Annotated in this window: 26 protein-coding genes; 11 read left to right on the top strand and 15 right to left on the bottom strand. The window is 58.0% G+C overall.

Translation table 11 applies throughout. The features are described from left to right. The first annotated feature begins 5 nt into the window (after positions 1 to 5). A complete protein-coding gene (gene rne / locus B4M48_RS07790; RefSeq protein WP_286877256.1) occupies positions 6 to 3,347 on the top strand; it encodes a ribonuclease E in 3,342 nt (1,113 codons plus the stop codon). Positions 3,348 to 3,508: 161 nt separating this feature from the next. Here the strand turns inward: rne and flgL are convergent, their stop codons facing one another. The 11 genes from flgL to flgB all read right to left on the bottom strand — a co-directional run bounded on the left by flgL (position 3,509) and on the right by flgB (position 13,393). Next, entirely contained in the window at positions 3,509 to 4,471 is a 963-nt protein-coding gene (gene flgL, locus B4M48_RS07785) for a flagellar hook-associated protein FlgL (RefSeq protein WP_039383815.1), read from the bottom strand. A 17-nt stretch (positions 4,472 to 4,488) separates the two neighbouring features. Continuing rightward, the gene (gene flgK, locus B4M48_RS07780; protein ID WP_039383813.1) at positions 4,489 to 6,123 is read right to left on the bottom strand and encodes a flagellar hook-associated protein FlgK; all 1,635 of its coding nucleotides are present in this window, start codon (positions 6,121 to 6,123) and stop codon (positions 4,489 to 4,491) included. Between the two features lie 120 nt (positions 6,124 to 6,243). After that, positions 6,244 to 7,191 (bottom strand): flagellar assembly peptidoglycan hydrolase FlgJ, encoded by a 948-nt coding sequence (flgJ, locus tag B4M48_RS07775; RefSeq protein ID WP_071668730.1) that lies wholly within the window; start codon positions 7,189 to 7,191, stop codon positions 6,244 to 6,246. Continuing rightward, the gene (locus tag B4M48_RS07770; RefSeq protein ID WP_233207422.1) at positions 7,191 to 8,240 is read right to left on the bottom strand and encodes a flagellar basal body P-ring protein FlgI; all 1,050 of its coding nucleotides are present in this window, start codon (positions 8,238 to 8,240) and stop codon (positions 7,191 to 7,193) included. The genes flgJ and B4M48_RS07770 overlap by 1 nt, the downstream gene beginning before the upstream one ends. A 69-nt stretch (positions 8,241 to 8,309) precedes the next feature. After that, a complete protein-coding gene (locus B4M48_RS07765) occupies positions 8,310 to 9,020 on the bottom strand; it encodes a flagellar basal body L-ring protein FlgH (protein ID WP_039383804.1) in 711 nt (236 codons plus the stop codon). 61 nt (positions 9,021 to 9,081) lie between these two features. Then, the gene (flgG, locus tag B4M48_RS07760) at positions 9,082 to 9,864 is read right to left on the bottom strand and encodes a flagellar basal-body rod protein FlgG (RefSeq protein WP_039383803.1); all 783 of its coding nucleotides are present in this window, start codon (positions 9,862 to 9,864) and stop codon (positions 9,082 to 9,084) included. Between the two features lie 17 nt (positions 9,865 to 9,881). Further along, positions 9,882 to 10,640 carry a flagellar basal body rod protein FlgF gene (locus tag B4M48_RS07755; protein ID WP_039383802.1) on the bottom strand — a complete coding sequence of 253 codons (759 nt, stop codon included), beginning with the start codon at positions 10,638 to 10,640 and terminating at the stop codon, positions 9,882 to 9,884. Positions 10,641 to 10,660: 20 nt separating this feature from the next. Next, positions 10,661 to 11,863, bottom strand: a complete 1,203-nt coding sequence (flgE, locus tag B4M48_RS07750; RefSeq protein WP_039383799.1) for a flagellar hook protein FlgE — start codon at positions 11,861 to 11,863, stop codon at positions 10,661 to 10,663. A 25-nt stretch (positions 11,864 to 11,888) separates the two neighbouring features. Then, complete coding sequence (gene flgD / locus B4M48_RS07745) at positions 11,889 to 12,560, bottom strand: flagellar hook assembly protein FlgD (RefSeq protein WP_071668728.1); 672 nt, start codon at positions 12,558 to 12,560, stop codon at positions 11,889 to 11,891. Between the two features lie 12 nt (positions 12,561 to 12,572). Then, on the bottom strand, positions 12,573 to 12,977 hold the full coding sequence (gene flgC / locus B4M48_RS07740; RefSeq protein WP_039383794.1) for a flagellar basal body rod protein FlgC: 405 nt from the start codon (positions 12,975 to 12,977) through the stop codon (positions 12,573 to 12,575). Positions 12,978 to 12,979: 2 nt separating this feature from the next. Next, complete coding sequence (flgB, locus tag B4M48_RS07735) at positions 12,980 to 13,393, bottom strand: flagellar basal body rod protein FlgB (protein ID WP_039383791.1); 414 nt, start codon at positions 13,391 to 13,393, stop codon at positions 12,980 to 12,982. Between the two features lie 152 nt (positions 13,394 to 13,545). Here flgB and flgA point away from each other — a divergent pair, with 152 nt between their 5' ends. From flgA to flgN, 3 genes are all read left to right on the top strand, one after another. Beyond that, complete coding sequence (gene flgA / locus B4M48_RS07730) at positions 13,546 to 14,205, top strand: flagellar basal body P-ring formation chaperone FlgA (protein WP_039383788.1); 660 nt, start codon at positions 13,546 to 13,548, stop codon at positions 14,203 to 14,205. A gap of 103 nt (positions 14,206 to 14,308) precedes the next feature. Continuing rightward, complete coding sequence (gene flgM, locus B4M48_RS07725; RefSeq protein WP_039383785.1) at positions 14,309 to 14,614, top strand: flagellar biosynthesis anti-sigma factor FlgM; 306 nt, start codon at positions 14,309 to 14,311, stop codon at positions 14,612 to 14,614. A 5-nt stretch (positions 14,615 to 14,619) separates the two neighbouring features. Then, positions 14,620 to 15,051, top strand: a complete 432-nt coding sequence (gene flgN, locus B4M48_RS07720) for a flagellar export chaperone FlgN (RefSeq protein WP_039383782.1) — start codon at positions 14,620 to 14,622, stop codon at positions 15,049 to 15,051. A gap of 47 nt (positions 15,052 to 15,098) precedes the next feature. On the opposite strand, the gene murJ is transcribed toward flgN, so the two are convergent. The 4 genes from murJ to rimJ form a co-directional block, all read right to left on the bottom strand. Continuing rightward, positions 15,099 to 16,637, bottom strand: a complete 1,539-nt coding sequence (gene murJ / locus B4M48_RS07715; RefSeq protein ID WP_039385797.1) for a murein biosynthesis integral membrane protein MurJ — start codon at positions 16,635 to 16,637, stop codon at positions 15,099 to 15,101. A 119-nt stretch (positions 16,638 to 16,756) separates the two neighbouring features. Next, the gene (locus tag B4M48_RS07710; protein WP_039383780.1) at positions 16,757 to 17,677 is read right to left on the bottom strand and encodes a Gfo/Idh/MocA family protein; all 921 of its coding nucleotides are present in this window, start codon (positions 17,675 to 17,677) and stop codon (positions 16,757 to 16,759) included. A 1-nt stretch (position 17,678) separates the two neighbouring features. Beyond that, entirely contained in the window at positions 17,679 to 18,314 is a 636-nt protein-coding gene (locus tag B4M48_RS07705; RefSeq protein ID WP_039383778.1) for a YceH family protein, read from the bottom strand. Between the two features lie 14 nt (positions 18,315 to 18,328). Next, complete coding sequence (gene rimJ / locus B4M48_RS07700; RefSeq protein ID WP_039383776.1) at positions 18,329 to 18,925, bottom strand: ribosomal protein S5-alanine N-acetyltransferase; 597 nt, start codon at positions 18,923 to 18,925, stop codon at positions 18,329 to 18,331. A gap of 194 nt (positions 18,926 to 19,119) precedes the next feature. On the opposite strand from rimJ, the gene grxB reads away from it, so the two are divergent. The 7 genes from grxB (at position 19,120) to solA (ending at position 24,120) form a co-directional block, all read left to right on the top strand. After that, positions 19,120 to 19,767, top strand: coding sequence for a glutaredoxin 2 (grxB, locus tag B4M48_RS07695; protein WP_039383774.1), 648 nt, complete (start codon positions 19,120 to 19,122; stop codon positions 19,765 to 19,767). A 108-nt stretch (positions 19,768 to 19,875) separates the two neighbouring features. Continuing rightward, positions 19,876 to 20,439, top strand: coding sequence for a lipoprotein (locus tag B4M48_RS07690; protein ID WP_039383772.1), 564 nt, complete (start codon positions 19,876 to 19,878; stop codon positions 20,437 to 20,439). Between the two features lie 147 nt (positions 20,440 to 20,586). After that, the gene (gene pyrC, locus B4M48_RS07685) at positions 20,587 to 21,633 is read left to right on the top strand and encodes a dihydroorotase (protein WP_071668726.1); all 1,047 of its coding nucleotides are present in this window, start codon (positions 20,587 to 20,589) and stop codon (positions 21,631 to 21,633) included. Between the two features lie 68 nt (positions 21,634 to 21,701). Further along, entirely contained in the window at positions 21,702 to 21,947 is a 246-nt protein-coding gene (dinI, locus tag B4M48_RS07680) for a DNA damage-inducible protein I (RefSeq protein ID WP_039383767.1), read from the top strand. A 142-nt stretch (positions 21,948 to 22,089) separates the two neighbouring features. Further along, positions 22,090 to 22,359 (top strand): hypothetical protein, encoded by a 270-nt coding sequence (locus B4M48_RS07675; protein ID WP_039383765.1) that lies wholly within the window; start codon positions 22,090 to 22,092, stop codon positions 22,357 to 22,359. Positions 22,360 to 22,642: 283 nt separating this feature from the next. Then, complete coding sequence (gene bssS / locus B4M48_RS07670) at positions 22,643 to 22,897, top strand: biofilm formation regulator BssS (RefSeq protein WP_039383762.1); 255 nt, start codon at positions 22,643 to 22,645, stop codon at positions 22,895 to 22,897. Between the two features lie 107 nt (positions 22,898 to 23,004). Continuing rightward, positions 23,005 to 24,120 carry an N-methyl-L-tryptophan oxidase gene (solA, locus tag B4M48_RS07665; RefSeq protein WP_071668725.1) on the top strand — a complete coding sequence of 372 codons (1,116 nt, stop codon included), beginning with the start codon at positions 23,005 to 23,007 and terminating at the stop codon, positions 24,118 to 24,120. Positions 24,121 to 24,272 lie beyond the last annotated feature (152 nt).

The following is a 24,272-nucleotide window of genomic DNA, read 5'->3' as shown; positions in this document are numbered from 1 at the left end:
TCACGATGAAAAGAATGTTAATTAACGCAACTCAGCAGGAGGAGTTGCGCGTTGCCCTTGTTGACGGTCAGCGTCTGTACGATCTGGATATCGAAAGCCCCGGACACGAGCAGAAAAAAGCCAATATCTACAAAGGTAAAATCACCCGCGTTGAACCCAGCCTTGAAGCGGCATTTGTCGATTATGGCGCTGAGCGTCACGGTTTCCTCCCTCTGAAAGAAATTTCCCGCGAATACTTCCCAGCTAACTACAACGCGCACGGCCGTCCTAACATCAAAGATGTGCTGCGTGAAGGCCAGGAAGTGATCGTTCAGATTGATAAAGAAGAGCGCGGTAATAAAGGCGCTGCACTTACTACCTTTATCTCTCTCGCAGGCAGCTACCTGGTTCTGATGCCTAATAACCCGCGCGCCGGAGGCATCTCCCGCCGGATTGAAGGCGATGACCGCACTGAACTGAAAGAGGCACTTTCCGCGCTGGAATTGCCGGAAGGCATGGGCCTGATTGTACGCACCGCAGGCGTGGGAAAATCAGCTGAGTCGCTGCAGTGGGATCTGAGCTTCCGTCTCAAGCACTGGGAAGCGATCAAAAAAGCGGCAGAGAGCCGTCCTGCACCCTTCCTGATCCATCAGGAAAGCAACGTCATTGTGCGCGCTTTCCGCGACTACCTGCGTCAGGACATTGGTGAAATTCTTATCGATAATCCTAAAGTGCTGGAGCTGGCGCGTCAGCATATCGCTGCGCTGGGCCGCCCTGACTTTAGCAGCAAGATCAAACTCTACACCGGTGAAATTCCGCTGTTCAGCCACTACCAGATTGAGTCGCAGATCGAGTCCGCCTTCCAGCGTGAAGTCCGTCTGCCTTCTGGCGGCTCAATTGTTATCGACAGCACCGAAGCGTTAACCGCGATCGATATCAACTCCGCTCGTGCAACCCGCGGCGGCGACATCGAAGAAACGGCCTTCAATACTAACCTTGAAGCAGCCGATGAGATTGCCCGCCAGCTGCGCCTGCGCGACCTCGGTGGCCTGATCGTTATCGACTTTATCGATATGACGCCGGTCCGTCATCAGCGCGCCGTAGAGAACCGGCTGCGCGAAGCGGTACGTCAGGATCGTGCACGCATTCAGATTAGCCATATCTCCCGTTTTGGTCTGCTGGAGATGTCGCGTCAGCGTCTCAGCCCGTCACTGGGTGAGTCGAGCCATCACGTCTGCCCGCGCTGTAGCGGTACGGGTACCATCCGCGATAACGAATCACTGTCACTCTCTATTCTGCGTCTGATTGAAGAAGAAGCGCTGAAAGATAACACCAAAGAAGTACACGCCATTGTGCCGGTGCCGGTTGCCTCCTACCTGCTGAACGAAAAACGTGAAGCGGTGAGTGCGATCGAGAAGCGTCAGGGTGGCGTACGCGCCATTATCGTGCCTAACGATCAAATGGAAACGCCGCACTACTCCGTGCTGCGCGTGCGCAAAGGTGAAGAGACACAAACGCTCTCTTATCATCTGCCGAAGCTGCACGAAGCTGAAATGGCACTGCCATCAGAAGAGGATCACGCCGAGCGCCGTCGTCCGGAACAGCCTGCACTGGCCGCCTTTGTGATGCCAGATGCCCCGCCTGCACCGGTTGAAGTCACTGCCGAAAAACCTGCAGCGAAAAGCGAGCCAACCGCACAGGCTACAGCGCGTCCTGCGGCTGCGGCTGCCACCGTCAGTACGGGTCTGGTGGGTCGTCTGCTTAACGGTCTGAAAAAGCTGTTTGCAGATGATACTCCGGCAGCAGCCCCGGCGGAAGCACAGCCTCAGCAGGCGAGTAAGCCGGCAGAAGAAGAGAGCAGCACGCAGCAGCGTGGTGAACGCCGTAACCGTCGCAACAATAATCGTCGCGATCGTACGCCGCGTAACGGCGAGCAGGCTCAGAACCGTGAGCCGCGCGAAGCGCGCGAGCCACGGGAAGCCCGTGAGCCCCGTGAAGCGCGCGAGCCGCGTGAAGCCCGTGAGCCACGTGAAAATCGTGAACCGCGTGACAATCAGGAGAATCGTCGCAACAAGCGTCCGAACGAGCCGCGTGCCGAGCGCCCGGTCCTGACTGAAGAGCAGCAGCAGCAGCGCGATGAACAGCAGCAGCAACGTCGCGAACAGCGTGCCGAGCGTCAGCGTCGTCGTCAGGAAGAGAAGCGTGCTCAGCAGCAGGAAGAGAAAGCCGTTGAGTCCGTTACAACCGAAGAGATCCCTGCAGTTGACGCAGCGGTACAGGAAGAAGAGCGCGTTCAGGTCATGCCACGTCGCAAGCCGCGTCAGCTGACTCAGCGTATCCGCAGTGGCGAGGTTATGGAAGCATCACCAGCCGCAGCGCAGCCAGAGGCAGCAGCGGAGATTGCACCGCCGGTTAACACCGCTGAGCAGCCGGAAATGAGTGATGAGCAGGATGATAACGAGAACCGTGAAGGCGCGAACATGCCACGCCGTTCACGTCGTTCTCCGCGTCATCTGCGCGTCAGTGGTCAGCGCCGCCGTCGCTATCGCGATGAGCGCTATCCGCTGCAGTCGCCGATGCCGCTTGAAGCTGCAGCCGCCTCGCCAGAGATGGCATCAGGTAAAGTCTGGGTTTCCTATCCGGTTACGCAGACGCACGAGCAGTTCACCTCTCAGGCGCCGCTGAACGAAATGACCGAATATGGTTATCAGGATGCAGCAGACGCGCTGCCGGTGGCTGCCGAAGCCGCCTCAGCGGGCGTGCCGCAGCCTGAAACGTCAGAGGTTGTACATCAGGCTGAACCGCAGGCGCACACCGAAGTGCCAGTGGTAAACACCGATGACCTGACCCCTGTTGCCGCGCCGGTTGATCATGAGCCTGCCGTTATCTCTGCCGCCGATGAAGCGGTGGCGCAGGAGACGGCTGCGGAAGCCGAGCCTGCGATCGTAACTGAGAACGTGTCAGAAGAAGCGCCACAGCCTGCTGTGCAGGATGCGGTACAGCCAACTGTGACCGAAGCCGCTGCCGCAGCAGAACAGGCACCGGCGGATGTGACTCCTGCTGTTGAAACGCAGGTTGAAAAGGTGCTGTCAGCGCCAGTCGCGGCGGAAGCCCCTGCTGCGCCAGTGGCTGAACCTCATGCGCCGGTTCCGGCACGCGATGTGTCAGTTGAACAGTCAGAGTCACGCTTTAAGCTGCACGCCACGGCACCAATGACCCGCGCGCCAGCACCGGCCTGGGAACCAGAGCCGGCACGTCACAGCGACTGGGTACGTCCGCCGTTCAGCTTTGAAGGCCGCGGCTCTGCCGGTGGTCACAGCGCGACGCATCAGGCTACCGCACCGGCAACCCGTCCGGACAGCGTGTAACTCTGCGCGGATAAAAAAACAAAACCCCGGCTGGTCCGGGGTTTTTTATTGCCTGCTGTTTACCGGGAGCGGCCTGAACCGCAGCCAAAAAAAACCCACCGCCCGCGAAGGCGATGGGAAAAACAAGCGCACCCGGTTAAGTACGCTGAATGTCAGGTCAGTTACGAATTAAGCTGGAACAGCGACATCTTTGACATATCGCTAAAGGTTTTATACGACGCCTGCAGGGCTGTCTGCTGCATGGTGTAGCTGGAGATCGCCTGGGTGTAGTCAACCTGTACCAGATCGCTCATCTGCGTGGTCATGATGGTATTGCGATCGTCACCCTGCTGATTGAGCGCACTCACCTCAGCCATCTGGATCCCCACAGCAGAACGTACCGTCAGCACGTTATTAAGTGAGTTACTCAGCCCGCGGTTGGTTTTATCCATTGCGGCCTGAAACGCCTGCTTTGTGGCGTCGTCCGCGTTATCCTGCGGCGTTTTCAGCGCGGCAATTGCGCTGTCGAGCATGCTGAACAGGCTGGTCTCGCTGGTGCCGTTATCAGGCTCTGGCTTTGCATTGCTGGTGATCGCCATAAACACGGACTTACCGGTGCTGCCCACCTGCATGGTGCGGCTTTCATCGACTTTCTGCGTAATCGGCTCATCTCCGCCCACATAGGCCACGCCGGTGCTGCTATCGCTAAACGGCGGCGCATCGGTCTTATAGCCGGCAAAAATATAGCGCCCGTTACCATCCTGACTGTTTGCCTGGTTCAGCAACTGCGCGCGCAGCCCTTCCAGCTGCGTAGCCAGGGAGCCACGATCTTCATCACTCAGGGTGCCGGTGGAGGCATTTACGATGGTGGTCTGCGCATCCTGTATGGTACTGACCACGCTGGAGAGCGCATTCTCTTCCATCGAGAGGCTCTGATTAGCAAAACTGCGTGCCGTGGCATACTGGCTGCTTTTTACCTGCGACTGTGACAGCACCACCGCGCGTGAGGCTGCGATAGGATCGTCAGAGGGATTACTGACCCGCAGCCCGGTTGCCAGCTGCTGGCCTACCTTCAGCCAGGAGGATTGCGAGTCGGTGATCCCGCGCACCTGCTGGTCAAAAATCATACTTGAGCTAAGACGCACTTTCTTCTCTCCTCTGCTTAGCTGCGAATGCCCATCAGCGCATTAAACACCGCGCTGGCGGTCTGCAATACCTGCGCATTCGCCATATAAAACTGCTGATACTTCGTCAGGTTGGCGTACTCTTCATCAAGGTTAACGCCGGAGACGGACTGCTGCCGGTTGTTCAGCTGCGTGACCACGTTTTTCTGCGTGGTGCTGGCGGTTTCCAGCGAGTTGGTTTTATTACCTACGCTGCTGACAAGGCTGGCATAAGCCTGCGCAATCGTTGCATTTCCGTTAACCAGCTTGCTGTCCTGCAGATCGAGCAGCTTCTGTGCGTTGCGGTTGTCGCTTTCGCCGCTGCCTTTCGCTGCTGCTGCTGCGATCTCTGACTCGCTGGTGATGGCAACCGACATGCCGCCAATCACGTTCTGTACCGGCTTAACCAGAAAACTGTCACCGCTCTTCGCGCTGCCGCTGACCGTCAGCTGCAGACCATCAAAATTCAGCGTGCCGTCGGCCGCCGGCGCTACGTCAAAACGCACGTTATCGGCAGCACGGGTAACGGACCAGGTGCCGCTCTCATAGCTAACGGTATAGTTGGACGCTTTCAGGGCACTGGCGTCACTCCAGCTGGCGCTGACCGATGCCGTTGAGGTGTTTTTCAGGTTGCTGACCACATCCGGACTGCCGATAGTAAAGAACGCTTTTCCTGCGTTGCCTTCGCTGTCAAAACCGCCCTGATGCACGTCGTTAAATGCGGTGGTAAACGCTGCGGCCAGCTGGCCCAGCTGGTTCTGGGCGCCGTCCAGATCCTGCGTACGAAACGCCAGCAATCCACCCAGCGAGCCGGTGGTCAGCGTTTTTTCCGGGATCGCTACGTTACCGGCCTGTTTGTCGCTGTAGCCAACGGTAAGGCGCGTAGAGTCGGCGCCCGAAGGCATCGCCACCAGGCTGGTCGCATTACGACCGTTAACCAGGGTGATATTGCCTGCTGAGACGATATAGCTCCCATCCTGCTGCGCAACTTTCACGCCCACCACGTTGTTCAGACTATTGACCAGCTGATCGCGCTGATCCAGCAGATCGTTAGGCGCAGCGCCACCGCCGGTGGTGAGCTTTGCAATCTGCGTATTGAGGTCGGCAATCTGGCGTGTAAAGGTATTGACCTGATCGACGCTGGCAGCGATATCGGTATTCACGCTGGTCTGCATGTTATTAAGGTATTGCGACGTGGTCTGGAACTGATTAACCAGCCCCTGGGCATAACTCAGCATCGACTGACGCGCTGACGGATCGTTGGCGTTACTGACCACGTTCTGTACGTTGGTAAAAAAGCTCTGAATCGATGTTGAGAGGCTGGTGGTAGACGTAGAGAGCAGATCGTCGATATTGGAGATCTGATTATGCTGGGTATTGACCGCGCTGTAGCTGGCGCTGGAGCCACGCAGCTGCGTCGTGATGAACTCATCATACTCACGCTGTACGCCGCTGACATTCACGCCGTTGCCATAATAGCTGTTGCCCTGCAGCGTGCTGTTAGCCTGCGACAGCAGAATAGTCTGCCGCGAGTAGCCCGCCACGGTATAGTTACTGATGTTGTTACTGGTGGTGCTTAATGCGGCCTGTGCGGCGCTCAGCCCGCTCATTGCGGAGTTAATTATACTGGACATCTCGGTTCCTTTCTTTCCCGTTAACCGGGCTGGCAGTCATCAGTGCAGTTGTGCGGACGGCAGGCGCCCGCAACATATGAAGGTTATCGGCGTGCTTAAGGGAAACTTGAGGCTAAGACGTCAGAACAGATCGGTGATATCCTGGCCGTAAGCTTTTACGACTTTTTCGCCCATGTTTTTGAATTGCTGAATCATTCCCACCAGTTTTTGCGCATATTTCGGATCGGTAGCGTAACCCGCCGCCTGCAGCGCGCGCGCGCCCTGTTCAGCACTCGGCGCGCTGGTGACCGCCGCATAGCGCGGATTTTTCGACAGCAGGCGCACATAGTCGGTCAGCGCCTCCAGGTAGGAGCCATAGACGCGGAAGCTGGCGCGCACTTTCTTCGCCTCACCCGCCTCATACTCGGTGGTCATGATATCCGTGGTTTCGCCTTTCCAGTCGCCGCTCGCCTTGATACCAAACACGTTATAGCTCGGCTTGCCGTCGCGGGTCAGGATCTGACGTTGACCCCAGCCCGACTCCAGCGCCGCCTGCGCCAGAATCAGGTGGTGCGGTATACCGCTCTGCTGGCTGGCGAGTTTCGCCGGCTGCGCCAGCTGGGCGATAAACTCACTGCTGTCAGAAGGCAGGTTCGCAGGCGTTACCGGCAGACGCGGTACCGCTTTGCGCACAATCTGTTCCAGCTGCATTGGCACGCTGTTGCTGCTGCTGTAGATAAAGCTGTTATCCAGCTTCATCGGCAGCGTGCCGGCCCGCTCATCCGGTGCCTGCGCGGGCTGCATCTGTTTGACAATCGTGTCAGCCAGACCCAGTCCGCGTTTGCCTATATCCTGCGCAATCTGCTGATCGTAGAGCGAGGTGTAGAGTCGCGTCTGGTCGTTGCTCAGCGCGCCATCCTGCGGCAGCGCGTCGCGCATGCTTTTCAGCATCATCTGCACAAACATGCCCTCTACCTGTTTCGCCACCTGCAGCGCTTTTCCTTTGGGATCGGCAGCGGCCTGGCGTTTCAGCTCGTTCAGCGAGCGGCTGTCATACGCCGCATTGTTCAGCGATTGCATATCGGTCATCAGATGATTTCCAGCTTCGCGCGCAGACAGCCTGCGCTCTCCATCGATTGCAGAATCGACATCAGCTCTATCGGCGTTGCACCCAGCGCATTCAGGGCACGCACCACATTGTTCAGATTTGCGCTGGCGTTGACGCGCTGCAGTGCGCCACCGCTCTGCCGCAGATCGATCTGCGTCTGCGTTGTCGCCACCGTCTGCCCGCCGGCCAGCGGCGTATCAGGCTGACTGACGTTCTGCTGCTGATTCACCGTCACCGACAGATTCCCCTGCGCCACTGCACAGGTGTTCAGCGTAACCTCGCGGTTCATCACCACCGTGCCGGTGCGTGAGTTGACGATCACTTTGGCATCTTCCAGCGGCACAGAGACATCGATGTTCTGGATCTCCGCCAGCGCCCGCACCTGAGAGCTGTTGTTGGGTGAGACGCGGATCTGCACGGTGCGTGCATCCAGCGGCAGTGCCGACCCGACGCCGCGGCTGTTGATGGCATCCGCAATGCGCTGCGCCATGGTGAAATCTTCATTATTCAGCTGCAGGTTAATGGTGTTCTGGCTGCCAAAGTTGCTCTGCAGCTCGCGTTCAACGGTGGCACCGCCGGTAATACGGCCGCCGTTAAGCTGGTTAACCTGTACGCTGCTGCCGCCGGCCGACGCGCCCGCGCCGCCAACCAGAATATTTCCCTGCGCCAGCGCATACACCTGATTATCCACCCCTTTCATCGGCGTCATCAGCAGCGTACCGCCGCGCAGGCTTTTGGCGTTACCCAGCGAAGAGACCACGACGTCCAGCGTCTGTCCCTGACGGGCAAACGAAGGCAGCTTCGCTGTCACCATTACTGCCGCCACGTTTTTCAGCTGCATATTGGTGCCAGCCGGCACGGTGATCCCCAGCTGGGAGAGCATGTTGCTGACCGTCTGGGTGGTGAACGGTGTCTGGGTGGTCTGATCTCCGGTGCCGTCCAGTCCCACCACCAGCCCATAGCCAATCAGCTGGTTTTCACGTACGCCCTGAATGCTGGTCAAATCGCGAATACGATCTGCCTGCGCCATCAGACTGCTGACAGCGAGCAGTAAACCGAGGCCCGCGCGCAGCAAAATACTTTTTTTCATCATGACCTCTTACATCGGCGAGATGTTCAGGAAGAAGCGCTGGAACCAGCCCATAGTCTGCGCCTCATTGATATAACCGTTACCTACGTACTCAATGCGCGCATCGGCCACCTGAGTAGAGAGTACGGCGTTGCTGGCACTGATGGTGCGCGGATTGACCACGCCAGAGAAACGAATAAATTCGGTGCCCTGATTAATCTCAATCTGTTTCTCACCCACGACGCGCAGGTTGCCGTTAGAGAGCACCTGATTCACGGTCACGGTGATGGTACCGGTAAAGGTGTTGTTGGCGGTGGCGCCCCCTTTACCTGCAAAATCATTTTTGCCGCCGGCGCTCAGTGCGGCTTTCTCACCGCCTGCGCCCAGCAGGCCTTCCAGCCCGGTCGGCACGCCGGTTACGCCAAAGCTGTTGCTGCCATTGCGGTTAGCGCTGGCGGAGGAGCTTTTGCTCGCGCTGACGTTCTCCTGCAGCGTGATGGTCAGCGTGTCACCAATATTGCGTGGACGACGATCCTCAAACAGCGGCTGGTAGCCGTAGTTCAGCGGCGCAACGCCCTGAAAAATAGAGCCGTTCACCACCGGTGGCGCAGACGGCGTAGGTTCTGCCGTGGTTACCCCTTGTACCAGTGGCGTGCGCGGCACCAGCGCACAACCGTTGAGCGTCAGTAGCAGCGTCGCTACTAACCAATGACCAGGCTTGAGAATCGCTTGCTTCGCCACGGAGTTCTGACCTTCTGTATGTTCTTAATCGGGCCAGCGGAGTGGCCCAACGATCCCGGCGTTAAAGCTGGGTGAGTTTCTGCAGCATCTGATCGGAGGTACTGATCGCCTTGCTGTTAATTTCATACGCGCGCTGCGTCTGGATCATGGTCACCAGCTCTTCCGCCACGTTGACGTTTGAGGTTTCCACATATCCCTGATAGAGCAGGCCTGCGCCGTTCTGACCAGGCGTGCTCTCAGTAGGCGCGCCGGACGCCTGCGTCTCCTGATAGAGGTTCTCGCCGACGCTGTCGAGACCGGCATCGTTCATAAAGGTGCTCAGCGTGAGCTGGCCCACCTGTGCGGGCTGCGCCTGCCCCTGCTGCGTCACCGTAACCACACCGTCGCGGGCAATCGTGATGCTGGTGGCGTTTGCCGGGATCGTGATACCCGGCTGTACCGGGAACCCGGCGTTGGTCACCAGCTGACCATTCTGATCCACCTGGAAAGAGCCATCACGCGTATAGGCAGAGGTGCCATCCGGCATCTGCACCTGAAAATAACCCTGTCCGTTTACCGCCACATCTTTTGAGTTGCTGGTCTGCGACAGGTTGCCCTGGTTATGCAGACGCTCAGTGGTAACCGGGCGTACACCGGTACCGATCTGCAGACCAGACGGCAGCGTAGTCTGCTCAGAGGATTGCGCACCAGGCTGACGCAGCGTCTGATACATCAGATCTTCGAAGACCGCGCGCGAACGCTTAAAGCCGTTGGTGCTGACGTTTGCCAGGTTGTTGGCAATGACGTCCATATTGGTTTGCTGTGCGTCAAGACCGGTTTTCGCGATCCATAAAGAACGAATCATTCTGTTTTCCTTACGCCTTAGCTGCTCATATTGAGCAGCTGATTAGCGCGCTGTTCGTTTTCATCAACGTTTGAGATCACTTTCATCTGCATCTCAAACCGTCGGGCGTTGGCGATCATATCGACCATGGTTTCAACCGGCTTGACGTTGCTGCCTTCCAGCACGCCCGGCATCACCTGCACCGTCGCGTCGTTAGCCAGCGCAGCACCGCGCTGCGCCTGGGTCGCCGCGCTGGGGCGAAACATGCCGTCGTCACCGCGCGTCAGCTCCTGCCCGGTGGCGCGCACCAGCTTGAGCCGGCCGAGCTGAACCGTGGCGTTAGGCGCATCGCCAGCATTGAGTGCGGTGATCGAGCCATCTGCCGCGATGGTGAGCTGGGCACCCTGCGGCACCGCAATCGGTCCGCCGTCACCCATGACGGGATTGCCCTGAATGGTCAGCTGACCGGTGGGACTGATCTGCATATTCCCGTTACGGGTATAGGCTTCACTGCCATCCGCGGTGCGTACGGCCAGCCAGCCATCCTGCTGTACCGCTACATCCAGCGGACGCTCGGTGTAGTCGAGCGAACCCTGCGTCATATCGGCACCCGGCGTTGAGGCGGCTACCAGCGTGCGCGTTGGCAGAGACCAGCCGCTGACCGGCACCGCGCGCAGCGCATTCAGCTGCGCCCGGAAGCCCGGTGTCGAAGCATTGGCGAGGTTGCTGGCGGTAACAGACTGCTGCTCCATCGTCTGACTAGCCGCGCCCATCGCGGTATATATTGCGTGATCCATAAAGCAATCCCGTTAGCGTATTAACGAAGGTTAACCAGGGTGTTAAGGATCTGATCCTGGGTTTTAATGGTCTGGCTATTCGCCTGGTAGTTACGCTGTGCCACGATCATATTCACCAGCTCTTTACTCAGATCGACGTTGGAGGCTTCCAGCGCACCAGAGGTCAGGCTGCCGTAGGTGCCGGTACCGGCCAGACCGATAGCCGCCTGCCCGGATGAGCTGGAGGCGGACCAGACGTTATCCCCTTCTGACTTCAGCCCTTCCGGGTTAGAGAAGCTCGCCAGCACGATCTGACCCAGCAGCTGGGTTTTACGGTTGGAGTAAGTCCCGCTGATGGTGCCGTCATCGTTAATGGTGTAGCCGGTGAGGTCGCCAGGCGCATAGCCATCCTGCGTCGGGTTACCAAAGTTAGTCGCGCCGGTGTTCTGCTGCAGGCTGCCCAGCACGCTCAGTGCAATCGGCTGGCCCGCTGCGGCGCCGTTAGAGCCGTCAATGGTCAGGCCGATGGTATTCGCAGAGGTCAGCTTGCCGCTGGTGTCAAAGGTCATCGTAAAGTTACCGGCGGTTTTACCGGTGGTAGAGTCGATCGCGTGCACCGCCCAGGTATTATCCGCGCTCTTGGCGTAGTAGAGATCCAGCGCGTGATCGTTACCCTGCGAGTCATACACGGTCACGGTGCTTTTCGCGTTATAGCTGTCCACTTTGCTGGTATCAAACGGCGTGACGGTCGGGATCGCATCGGTTGAGTTCAGGTTAGACACCAGCGTCGCGCTGCTGGTGGCGCGCGCTGACATCTGCGTGGTGGGAATGCTCAGCGCAATCGGGTTCGCACCGTTCTGGATGGTTGGCGGGGTGCCGTTTGCCGGATAGCCGGTCACTTTCATCCCCTGGGTGTTCACCAGGTTACGGTTCTCATCCAGCGTAAACTGACCGTTGCGTGAATAGAACACGCCGCCGCTGGCGTCGGTCATACGGAAGAAGCCGTTACCGCTCAGCGCCACATCCAGCCCGCGGCTGGTTGAGGTGGTGGTGCCGTCATTGAAGTTCTGGATCACCGCCGCCACTTTGGTTCCCATACCGACGTTAGAGCCTGCGAACATATCGGCAAAGGCGATGGTGCTCGACTTAAAGCCCGCCGTGGCGGAGTTGGCGATGTTGTTACCAATGACATCAAGGTTGCTGGAAGCAGCACCCAGGCCGCTCACCGCTTGTGAAAAAGACATGTAATCTCTCCTGCTAAGGGGTTAGTCAGAGAATCTGACGAATTTCATCGAGGGTCGCGGAGCCCATGGTGCCGAGATCCAGTTTCGCGGTGTTGTTCACGGTGCTGACGCCATTGACATAGGCGTAGTTCAGCGGCTGTGCCACCAGCTGTGTGCTGCCATTGCTGGCGGCGAGTGCTACAGAATATTTGCCATCCGGCGCGACGCTGCCGTCATCGAGCTTGCCATCCCAGGAGAAGGTGTGTACCCCTGCGGTCAGGCCGCCCAGATCGATGTTACGCACCACGTTGCCGTTGGCATCTTTGATGGTCACGCCGGTGCCGGTTGACGCCGTGCCCAGCTCCACACCAAACGGCGTCGTGGTGCCTTTACCGACCAGCACCTGATCGCCTTTGACCATCACGCCATGCCCAATCAGCGTTGAGCTCTGCAGTGACTGGCTGGTGCTAATCTGGCCGGAAATCGATCCCAGCGTGGTGTTCAGCTTCTCAATCCCGCTCAGGGTGTTGATCTGCGCCAGCTGCGTGGTGAGCTGGCTGTTATCCATCGGATTGGTCGGATCCTGGTTCTGCATCTGCGTCACCAGCATGTTCAGAAACTGGTTCTGCAGCTCCTGTGCGCTGTTACCGGTGCCGGCCGAGCCGGAACTCAGGATCGTCGGGTCGAGATTGTCTTTAATGCCTACGGTTAAGCTCATCGTATCTCTCCGTTACTGCCCGATGGTGAGCGTTTTCATCATCATCGACTTCACTGTGTTCAGGACTTCGACGTTGGCCTGATAGCTGCGCGACGCAGACATGGTGTTGACCGTTTCAGCGACCACATCCACATTGGGCATTTTGACGTAGCCTTTCTGATCGGCCATCGGATTGCCCGGGTCATAGACCAGTTTTGCGGGCGTGGGATCGTTGACCACGCCCGCCACTTTAACGCCGCCGGTGGCCGCGCCCTGGGCGGCATTGGTCTGGAAAATAACCTGCTTCGCCACGTAAGGCTGTCCATCCGGTCCGGTTACGCTGTCGGCGTTGGCCAGGTTACTGGCGCTGACGTTAAGCCGCTGCGACTGCGCGGTCATCGCCGAGCCGGCGATATCAAATATATTCAGCAATGCCATGCTTATTGCCCCTGCAGTACGCTCATCATGCCTTTAATCTGGCTGCTGATGAGGGTGAGATCGGTTTGATACTTCAGGCTGTTATCGGCGAACTGCGTACGCTCGCGATCCATATCGACCGTGTTGCCATCTGCAGCGGGCTGGTCGGGAATGCGATACAGCAGATCCATCGCGGGCTGCGCCTGCGTTTGTGCTTCAATATGGCGCGATGAGGTCACATTCAGCGCCAGACCGCTGCCCTGCGCGCGGCCGTTCTGCATCACTTTGTTCAGCTGGCTGGCAAAGTCGATATCGCGCGCCTGATACCCGGGGGTATCCGCATTAGCGATATTTGACGCCAGAATCTCCTGACGCTGTGCACGCAGGTTTAACGCTTCGGTACCGAATCGCAGTGCGGCATCGAGTTTGTCGAGCATGCTTCCTCCGCGAATGAAAATTTTGAGCTGACAGCTTAATCGGGGGATTGCAAGGGCGATCGTCTGAATAACAGCAAAAACCACGGCTATTTTTACCCTTGATTTTTTTTTGCAGCGGGTAGACTCATCAGCAACTTTCAGTGGGAGGCGTTATGCGCAGAGCATCACAAGGGCTGTTTCTGGCGGTACTGCTGCTGGCGCTGCCAGGCTATGCGGCCGATCTGAACGCGCAGCTGACATCCTATTTTAAAGCGCGCGATCCGCAGCACGCCGCTGGCATGGTGGTTATTGTTCGTACCCCATCCGCACAGTGGCCCGCCTGTGAGACGCCGCAGCTGCAGCTGCCCGGTAACAGCCGTCAGTGGGGTAATCTGAGCATTGCCGCCAGCTGCGGACAAAATCGCCGCTATCTGCAGGTGCAGGTGCAGGTGACCGGTGACTATCTGGTCGCGAATCACCAGCTCACGCGCGGCACTGCCGTCAGCGCGGCTGATTTCAGAACGGAAACGGGCCGGCTCGATACGCTGCCGGCTCGCGCGCTGGTTGACGGCACGCATCTCGCAGAGGCGATTGCCCTGCGGGATATACCGCCCGGGCAGCCGGTTACCGCCTCAATGCTGCGCCAGCCGTGGCGGGTTAAAACCGGTCAGTCGGTGATGGTCACGGCGAGCGGCGACGGCTTTAATGCCAGCAGCGAAGGCCGCGCGCTGAGCAATGCCGGCGTCGCGCAGACGGTGCGGGTACGTATGGGAAATGGTCAGGTGGTAAGCGGTCGCGTCGGCGAGGATGGGAATATTCTGATATCACTCTAAAGCGCTAAAGAACAGAGGTGTTCAGCCGATAGAGATAACAGCTAAAATATAACCCTATGCCGATTCAGTGGGCGCATTCCACTGTACTTACAGGAGCCAAGCCATGAACGTCGACAAAACCGAACCGTCAAAACCGGTCAGCACGGTACAACCCCGTGACGCCAGCGACAACGCAGGCAGAATCCGTCAGAACTCCGCGCCGGCCGCCCCTGCCGCCAGCGAAAAGAGTGCCGAAGTCAGTCTGAGCTCAAGTCAGGCACAGCTGCTGGAGCCCAGCAGTCGCGATATTAATACCGCTCGCGTTGAGCAGTTAAAAACCGCCATCCGCAATGGCGATCTGAAAATGGATACCGGCAAAATTGCGGATGCATTAATTGCCGATACCCGGAAATATTTAGAAGGCTACTGATCCCGATGGATAATCTGCTGACCACCCTGGATAAAATGCAGGATGTACTGGCTTCACTGACTCAGATCATTGAGGAAGAGCAGCAGCAGCTCGCAGCCGGTCAGGTTAACGGCAACCTGCTGCAGCGCATTACTGAAGATAAAGCCGCGCTGCTGACAACCTTAAATTATCTGGATGAGATGCGCCATAATACGGAGAAAACGCTCGGTATAGAGGCGCCCTATCGCGGTCAGCAGGATATCGCCCGGCGCTGGGCCACTATCGCGCGCGTCACGCAGCAGCTGCGCGACGCCAATCAGCATAACGGACTGCTACTGCAGCATCAGGTCGCGTTTACCCGCGATGCGCTGCAGGTGCTGAAGCCGCATCAGACCCAGGCATTTTATGGCCCGGACGGACGCGGACTGGGCCAGGCCACGCTGCGCAGCAAAGGCTGACGCCTTAGCCGCGACCAGGGCAGCCGGGCTGCCCTGGCAATGCACACTCAGGCAACGGTGCGGCGGGCAAAATCGCGCGGCCGGAACCCGAGCGCGCCAAGCACCACAAAATAGGCTCCCCCGCCGACGGCACAGACCGCCGCCAGGCGCACCAGCCGCCAGGCCATCTCGCCCTCTTCCCAGGCAGGCATCACCTGCAGCATCCCCAGCAGCGCGGCGGCCATGACCGCAACCGCGATAAACAGGCGTAATAAGAAACCCATCCAGCCTGGCTGTGGCTGAAAAATATCCTGTTTGCGCAGCTGCCAGTAGAGCAGCGCGGCGTTGAGGCAGGCCGCCAGCCCAATCGACAGCGACAGCCCCGCATGTTTCAGCGGACCGATAAACGCCAGATTCATCAGCTGCGTCATAATCAGCGTCACTATCGCTATCTTCACCGGCGTTTTAATATCCTGCCGCGAGTAGAATCCTGGCGCCAGCACCTTGACCACAATCAGCCCCATCAGGCCGACGGAATAGGCGATCAGCGCGCGCTGCGTCATTGCCGCATCAAACGCGGTAAATTTCCCGTACTGAAACAGCGCCACCGTCAGCGGTCCGGCCAGAATGCCCAGCGCCACCGCGCAGGGCAGCGCCAGCAGAAAACAGAGGCGCAATCCCCAGTCCATCAGCCGCGAATACTCAGCCTGGTTGCCGCTGGAGAAGCTCTTCGCCAGCGACGGCAGCAGAATGGTCCCCAGCGCCACGCCCAGCACGCCAGAGGGAAACTCCATCAGGCGGTCAGCGTAGTACATCCAGGAGACGGAACCTGACACCAGAAAGGAGGCGAAAATGGTATTGATGATAAGGGAAATCTGGCTGACCGATACGCCGAGGATCGCCGGTCCCATCTGGCGCATCACGCGCCAGACGCCGGCATCGCGCAGATTAATGCGCGGCAGCACCAGCATACCAATCTTCTTCAGGTGCGGCAGCTGGTAGCCAAGCTGCAGTACGCCGCCTACCACCACCGCCCACGCCAGCGCCATAATTGGCGGATTAAAGTGCGGTGCGGCAAATAGCGCAAAGCCGAGCATGCTGATATTCAGCAGCGTGGGCGCAAACGCCGGAACCGAAAAGCGATTCCAGGTGTTGAGGATCGCCCCCGCCAGCGACGCCAGCGAGATCAGCATAATATAGGGGAACGTCACCCGCAGCAGCGCGCTGGTGAGGGCAAATTTATCGGCGGTATCCGCAAAGCCAGGGGCCGTGATCATAATCACCCAGGGCGCGGCGAGCATGCCCAGTACCGTCACCACAGCCAGCGCCAGCGTCAGCAGGCCTGACACATACGCCACAAAGACCTGCGTCGCCTCTTCACCCTGCTTCGCTTTGTACTCCGCCAGAATCGGGACAAACGCCTGCGAGAACGCGCCCTCGGCAAAAATCCGGCGCAGCAGGTTGGGCAGCTTAAACGCTACAAAAAACGCATCCGTCGCCATCCCGGCGCCAAATACGCGCGCCACAATGGCATCGCGGGCAAAGCCCAGCACGCGGGAAAACAGGGTCATCGAACTGACCGCAGCCAGCGATTTTAGCAAATTCATAATGAAGGGTGCGTCCTGAAAAAGTCGGGAAAAAGCGCCATGCAGCACGGGCATCCGCGATGCCCGGCGTTAGTCTACTGAGGTCGCGGCAAATGACCAGTACCGAGTGTTACAAGGCGTTATTCCCGCTCCACCTCGCGGATCAGTTTTTCTGTCAGACGCTGCGCCACCAGCGCCTGCTCGCCGCTGGTTTCAGGCATAGTCTGATTTTCCACGCAGCGGATAAAGTGATGCGCCGCGCCGGTAAAACCGCGCTGCGTCAGATGGCTTTGCCACGCAGGCGGCACCTCACGCAGCAGCCCGCGGCTGTTCTCCTGCTGCCAGTCGCGCATCTCCTCAATCTGGTAGTAGTCTCCGTCGCAGACCGCGGTGACCACCTCCCGCTGCGTGCCGGCGCGCCGGTGCATGCTGGTCGAGACCTGCAGCCCGCCGGCGCTGAAATGGTGCTCTGCGTAGAGCAGTGCGCCTTCATCTGTGGTCCGGATATGGCCATCACCCGGCTGCAGTTTGCCCCCCGCCAGCCACAGGGCGGTATCCACCACGTGCAGATAATCATCCAGCAGCGTAAAGCGCAGCCCCTGCGGACCCACGCTGTCCATGCGATGCTTTTCAATCCGCAGCGAGGCGGCGCGCGGCATTTCCTGCTTCAGCTGCTGATAGCGCGGGGCAAAGCGCCGGTTAAACGCCACCATGAGTTTGCGCTGGCGTTTTTCCGCCAGCGCGACCAGCGCTTCAGCCTGCTGCAGCGTCTCTGCCAGCGGCTTATCCACGCAGACATCTTTGCCCGCCAGCAGCAGCGCCTGAACCACGTCAAAATGTGAGGCGGTGCTGCTGTGCACGAACACGGCGTCGCAGGCGGCGGCCAGGGCGCCAAGCCGGTCAAAACAGGGAATACGATAGCGGGCGCATACCGCCTCCGCCTTAACCTGATTGGGTGAAAACGCCCCCACCAGCTGCCAGCTTTCTGCCTGCGAGAGCACCGGCAGCCAGGCTTTCTGTGCAATCCCGCCTAAACCGGCAATACCAATTCGCAGCGTCATCTTAATGCTCCTGTGCCAGCAGCTGAGTCAGCTGCATCTGCAGTTCAGCCACCTGCTGCTCCAGCGCGGCAACCCGATCGCTAAGCTCCGCTTCACCGGCGGCGGGAGACGGCGAGCAGGTCGTCTCCTCTGCGGCCAGCAGGTGCCGGTAGCGGCTTTCGCGACGGCCCGGCTCACGCGCCATTTTTGCCACCAGCGGTCCCTCCTGCCGGCTCATCAGCTCCTCCAGCGTCTGTTCGGTCTCACTGACATCGCTGAACTCATACAGCCTGCCGCTGCGGGTACGCAGCTCGCCTGGCGTTTGCGCCCCGCGCAGCAGCAGCAGGGTCATCACCGCGACTTCGGCGGCGCTGAGCTGCAGCTGACCAAACGCAGAGTTACAGAAGCGCTGCGCATATTTGCTGACTCGCTGGCTGGCGCCGCTGCTGGCGGTGACCAGGTGCTTTTTAACCAGCTCATCCAGCTGCGCCTGCACCTCCTCTTCGCTGAGCGTCATAACCGGCTCGCGGTTCGATTTCTGATTACAGGCGGCTACCACACCGTTCAGCGACAGAGGGTAATATTCAGGCGTAGCGATCTGCTTTTCCAGCAGCGCACCCAGCACGCGTAGCGCCTGGGAAGAGAGCGCGATTTTCATGGATCCGTTTCCTTTTAAAATTGAGTGCGCTTATCCGGCGTCCACGCGTGCCAGGTCAGCGCCGTCAGTACGTGATCCTGCCAGCAGCCATCAATAAGCAGATAGTTTTTTGCATAGCCTTCCTGCTCGAAGCCGAGCCGTGCCAGCAGATCGCCGCTGCGCTGATTGTGCGGCATATAGTTAGCCATAATGCGGTGCATGCGCTGCTGTCGCTGCATATAGCGAATAGCCGACTGCAGCGCTTCAAACATCATGCCCTGCCCCTGCCACTTTTCGCCCAGCGAATAGCCGAGATAGCAGGCGTGAAAGGAGCCACGCAGCACGTTGCTGAAATTTGCCACGCCGCGGATCTCATGTTCATCGGGGTCCATCAGCACAAAATAGAAAGCTGAGCCCTGCTTATGCAGATCGCCAATCAGGCCGAGCCGCGCCTGCCAGCCGGAGGGATAGCAGTGGCTGTCATCGCGCACCGGCTCCCACGGTTTGAGGAACGCGCGGTTTTCTGCGTAATAGTCTGCCAGCCGCCAGGCGTCGCGTTCATGCACCAGACGCACCACCAGACGATCGGTCGTAAGCCGCACGCGCGGGCCTGCAGAGCGATAGCCAAACATCGAATCTCCTGAAATCCTTAGCGAAAGAGAGCGGAACGCCGCTGGCGTTTTCTTCACTATAACCGCCCCACAGGCTGCGACACAACGTTGCTGAACAGGGGCAGGGTTTGCCCCTTCCACGGTTCTCTTCCATACTTCCGGCAGGATCGGAAAAAGGGTGAATCCCTCACCCGGAAAACCACAGGAGAAACGGGATGAAACTTTACATCTACGATCACTGCCCCTTCTGCGTCAAAGCGCGCATGATTTTTGGCTTAAAGAATCTGCCGGTAGAACTGGTGGTTATGCTCAATGATGACGAGGCGACGCCGGTAAAATTAATCGGCCAGAAAATGGCGCCGGTATTGCAAAAAGCGGACGGCAGCGCCATGCCGGAGAGCATGGATATTGTGCATTGGGTAGACAAACAGGATGGCGAACCGCTGCTGACCGGCAGAACCAATCCCGCTATCGCCGACTGGCTGCGCCACGTCAACGGCTATATCAATAAGCTTTTAATCCCGCGTATCGCCGATGCTGCTTTTGCTGAATTTGCCACCCCGGAAGCGCGACGCTATTTTCACGATAAAAAAGAGGCGAGCCTCGGTGATTTCACCGAGCTGCGTAAACATGCGCCTGGCCTGATCAAGAAGATCAGTGACGATCTGCGCCAGCTGGATCGGCTGATTGTGAAGCCTAACGCCGTTAACGGCGAGCTGTCCGAGGATGATATCAACCTCTTCCCGCTGCTGCGCTCACTGACGCTGGTGTCCGGCATCGACTGGCCAAGCCGCGTCACCGATTACCGCGATAACATGGCGAAACAGACGCAGGTTAATCTGCTCTCTTCTATCGCCGCCTGAATGTTAAACCGGGAGGAACCCGTTCGCGGGTTTCTCATCTTATCTGATGACACCTTGCGCCGATTCAGGCAGGCTTAGCGCTGTTTGCCACACCGGAACGAGGATGCAATGAAAAAGAAATTTTATGGGATCGCGGCGCTGTTCGGCATGCTGCTGCTCAGCGGCTGTAATCAGTTGACGCAATACACCATCACGGAACAGGAAGTGAACCAGGCGCTGCAAAAGCGCAACAATTTTGAAAAAGAGATCGGCGTATCCGGCCTTATCAATGCGCATATCGTACTCAGCGATCTCAGCAGTGAAATCGGACGTGAAGAACCTGACCGCGTCACCCTCTCCGGTAAAGCGAAAATTGATGTCACCTCACTGTTTGGTCCGCAGCAGGCTGAGATGCTGCTGAAAATGAAGGCACAGCCGGTTTATAACGCGCAGGAAGGCGCTATCTATCTGCACAACCTGTCGATTGTTGATGCGCAGGTCGTACCGGAAAAAATGGCGTCGATTGTGAAAACGCTGACCCCCTATCTCAATCAGTCCCTGCAGCACTATTTCAATGAACGGCCCGCCTACCTGCTGAGCGCTGACCGCAGTAAAGGCGAAGCGCTGGCGAAAAAGCTGGCGAAAGGACTGGAAGTCAAACCGGGTCAGCTGGTGATCCCTTTCACCGACTGATACCGTCCCGTGCGGCCAGCGTTTATCTGGCCGCACGGGTCATCGCTTTCCGGCGATAAAAAGCCGTGCAAACGGTTGCCTGCCCGCTTAAGATATCGCCCCGGCCTGAATGCGCCATTCTGTTCTCACTTAAGCCGGAGCCTGACCATGACCTCTCAACCTCAGCACATCACCATTCGCCGCCCTGATGACTGGCATATCCACCTGCGCGACGGCGTGATGCTTGAAAGCGTACTGCCCTATACCAGCGCCGTGAGTGGCCGGGCGATTGTCATGCCAAATCTGGTGCCGCCGGTCACCAGCGTGGCGGCGGCCCGTGAGTATCGCGCGCGCATTCTTGCCGCCCTGCCCGCTGCGCACAATTTTACGCCGCTGATGACCTGCTATCTGACCGATTCACTCGAACCCGATGAGATTGAAGCGGGGTTTCGCGCGGGCGTGTTCACCGCTGCCAAGCTCTATCCGGCACACGCTACCACTAACTCAAGCCACGGCGTAACAAACACCTCGGCGATTGCTGCGGTGCTGGATCGCATGCAGCAGATTGGTATGCCGATGCTGGTGCATGGTGAAGTCACTGATTCCCACATTGATATTTTTGATCGCGAAGCGCGCTTTATTGAGACCGTACTGCATCCGCTGCGCCAGCAGTTTCCCGGCCTGAAAGTAGTCATGGAGCACATCACCACAAAAGAGGCCGCTGACTATGTGGCTGAGGGCAACGCGCTGCTGGGCGCAACCATCACGCCGCAGCATCTGATGTTTAACCGTAACCATATGCTGGTGGGCGGGATCCGTCCTCATCTTTATTGCCTGCCTGTTCTGAAGCGCAACACACATCAGCAGGCGCTGCGTCAGCTGGTAGCCAGCGGCCATCCGCGCGTTTTCCTTGGCACCGATACTGCGCCCCACCTGCGGCATGCCAAAGAAGCAAGCTGCGGCTGTGCGGGCGTCTTCAACGCGCCGACCTCTCTTCCTGCCTACCTTACCGTGTTTGAAGAGCTTAACGCCCTGCAGCACTTTGAAGCGTTCTGCTCAGAAAACGGTCCGAATTTTTACGGCCTGCCGCTTAACGAGGGAACGCTGACGCTGGTCCGCGAACCCTGGCAGGTGGCTGAAAGCGTCACCGCAGGCGACGATACGCTGGTGCCATTTCTTGCCGGCGAAACGCTGAACTGGCGCATTAAAGAATAAGCGATAACTGCTTGCCTTCGGCATTAATATACTGTACAAATAACCAGTATATTAAACCGGAGGCGTCTATGCGTATCGATATTACCGTAGCGAAAAACCGCCCGCTGCCCGCAGGTGCACTCGATGCGCTTAGCGCGGAGCTTTCCCGTCGTATTGCACACGATTTTCCTGAAGGCGAGCACCACGTTAATGTGCGCTATGCCACCGGGAATCAGCTGAGCGTGACCGGCGGCTGTAAAACTTCACGCGACCGCATTACCGATCTCCTGCAGGAAACCTGGGAAAGCGCCGACGACTGGTTTACTCACGATTAACCGCCAATGTGCCGTTTTTGCCGGGTTTCGCCCCGGCTTTTTTTGTTTCATTTCCCCTCGCCAGAAAAACAGCCGCCATCTAGACTCAGGTTTATCGATCCCCTATTCTTGCCTCGCCATGCTTACAGGAGGTGTTTGACAGATGATCACAGATAAACCCGAAGAGGCGATGACCTTTGGTGAACTGCTGGCGCTCATTGCCGAGCAGCAGCGCCGTTTAACCGTCCTTGAAACTGCCTTTACCAGTCTGACGCTTTCGCTCGATGCGCCCGCAGTCCAGTTGCTTGCCCATAACCTGACGCAGGAAGCGCAGAACCAGCAGCACGATGCCTCGCTGCAGCAGCAATTTTTCCGCCTGGCGGAGACGCTCCGGCAGCGCACAGATCCGCTCTCTGCTGAAGCGCAGCCCTGATATTCCGCGACTGAGTCCGGCATGTTCCGCTGAAGTTTCTGTCGCTTTCGCCGATAAAACAGGTAATGTTGCCGGGCTGGTTACGTCTGTAGCAGGAAACCAGCCCGTCATCTTCCGGCGTTTTTACAGCATTTTCTGGTGCATTTCGCAGTCATATAGCCGCATTTCATTACTATTGACCTGTCTGACCGCTATTTCATGTTATAATTAGCTCGCTAGTGCATGTAGCAGCCGCATTGAACCTCAAGAAGCACTTCGTTTAACGAGTAATAAGGAGGTTATAATGGACAGTAATAAAGACGTCATCCAGACTCATCCCCTGATTGGATGGGACATCAGCACCGTTGACAGCTATGACGCCATGATGATACGCCTGCACTCGCTCTCCTCGCAGGATCAAAAAGAAGAAGAAGCTGACGTCGGTTTGACCTACTGGTTAACCACTGACGTTGCCAGACAGTTTATCTCCATACTGGAAGCTGGCATTGCTAAAATAGAATCTACTGAGCAAAACCTGCGCGATAGTCGCAAGCACTGACCGTTCCTGTTGCGCGAAAAAGGCACCCATCGGGTGCCTTTTTCATATCGCTCCCGCTTTTGGTATGCTGTTGAAAAATTTCGCCGTTTTGCAGGAGTGTTCGTGTCATGGTTTACGATCTGATTATCGTGGGCAGTGGGTCAGTCGGGGCCGCTGCGGGTTTCTACGCTACGCAGGCTGGCTTATCGGTGCTAATGATCGACAGCGCGCATCCCCCGCATCAGCAGGGAACACATCACGGCGAGACCCGCCTGATTCGCCACGCCTATGGTGAAGGAGAGCGTTATGTGCCGCTGGTACTGCGCGCCCAGTCACTGTGGGATGCGCTGGAGCAGCAGAGCGGCGAGCGTATCATGCATCGCAGCGGCATTCTCAACCTGGCACCCGCTCATTCGCCATTCATTGAGAACGTTATTCACAGTGCGAAAACCTGGCAGCTGGATGTCCAGCTACTGCAGGCGGATGAGGTGCGACAGCGCTGGCCGCAGTTTACCGTGCCGGATGGCTACATCGGCGTCTTTGAGCCGAAGTCGGGCTATCTGAAATGTGAAGAGGCGGTGCGCAGCTGGATAAAACTGGCTGAACAGGCTGGCTGTGCACAGCTGTTTAATTGCCCGGTCAGCGATATCGGTCGCGACGGCGAGCTGCAGCAGGTCACCACGCTGGATGGGATCTATCGTGCGCGCAAGCTGCTGGTCAGCGCCGGTACCTGGGTCAGCGAGCTAATAGCCGATCTGCCGGTTACGCCAGTGCGTAAAGTGTTTGCCTGGTATCAGGCTGACGGCCGCTACAGTGAAAACAATCACTTTCCCGGTTTTACCGTAGAGACGCCAGACGGCAGTCACTTTTACGGGTTTCCGGCAGATAATAACGCCCTTAAAGTGGGCCGGCACGATGGTGGTCAGGTCATGCAGACCCCGCAGGATCGCAAACCTTTTGGTGCTGTGGCCTCAGATGGCAGCGAAGCGTTTCGCTTTTTGCGGCAGTTCCTGCCCGGCGTCGGCGTCTGTTTACACGGCGAGGCGTGCAGCTATGACAATACCCCTGATGAAGATTTTATTATCGATACCCTGCCGGATGAATCCAACCGCTTAATCATTACCGGCCTTAGCGGTCACGGTTTTAAATTTGCCAGCGTTCTGGGCGAGCTTGCCAGCGAATTTGCTCAGGATAAACCTTTCAGTTTCGATCTTACGCCCTTTTCTTTACGGCGATTTTCCTGATACTCAGGCTGGCAGCACCGCAGCTGCCAGCTCTCCCATTTACATTTGTTTACGCCCGACACTCAATAATGCCTCATCCTGTGTAGTAATTATATTTATTACCTTAAAATGCCCTGCTTTCAGTCAATATTACTGAAGCAGTAGCGCGCCGC

The sequence above is a fragment of the Pantoea sp. UBA6567 genome, assembly GCF_002434165.1.
Classification (GTDB): domain Bacteria; phylum Pseudomonadota; class Gammaproteobacteria; order Enterobacterales; family Enterobacteriaceae; genus Pantoea; species Pantoea eucrina.
This window is presented reverse-complemented; position numbering and strand designations above follow the sequence as displayed.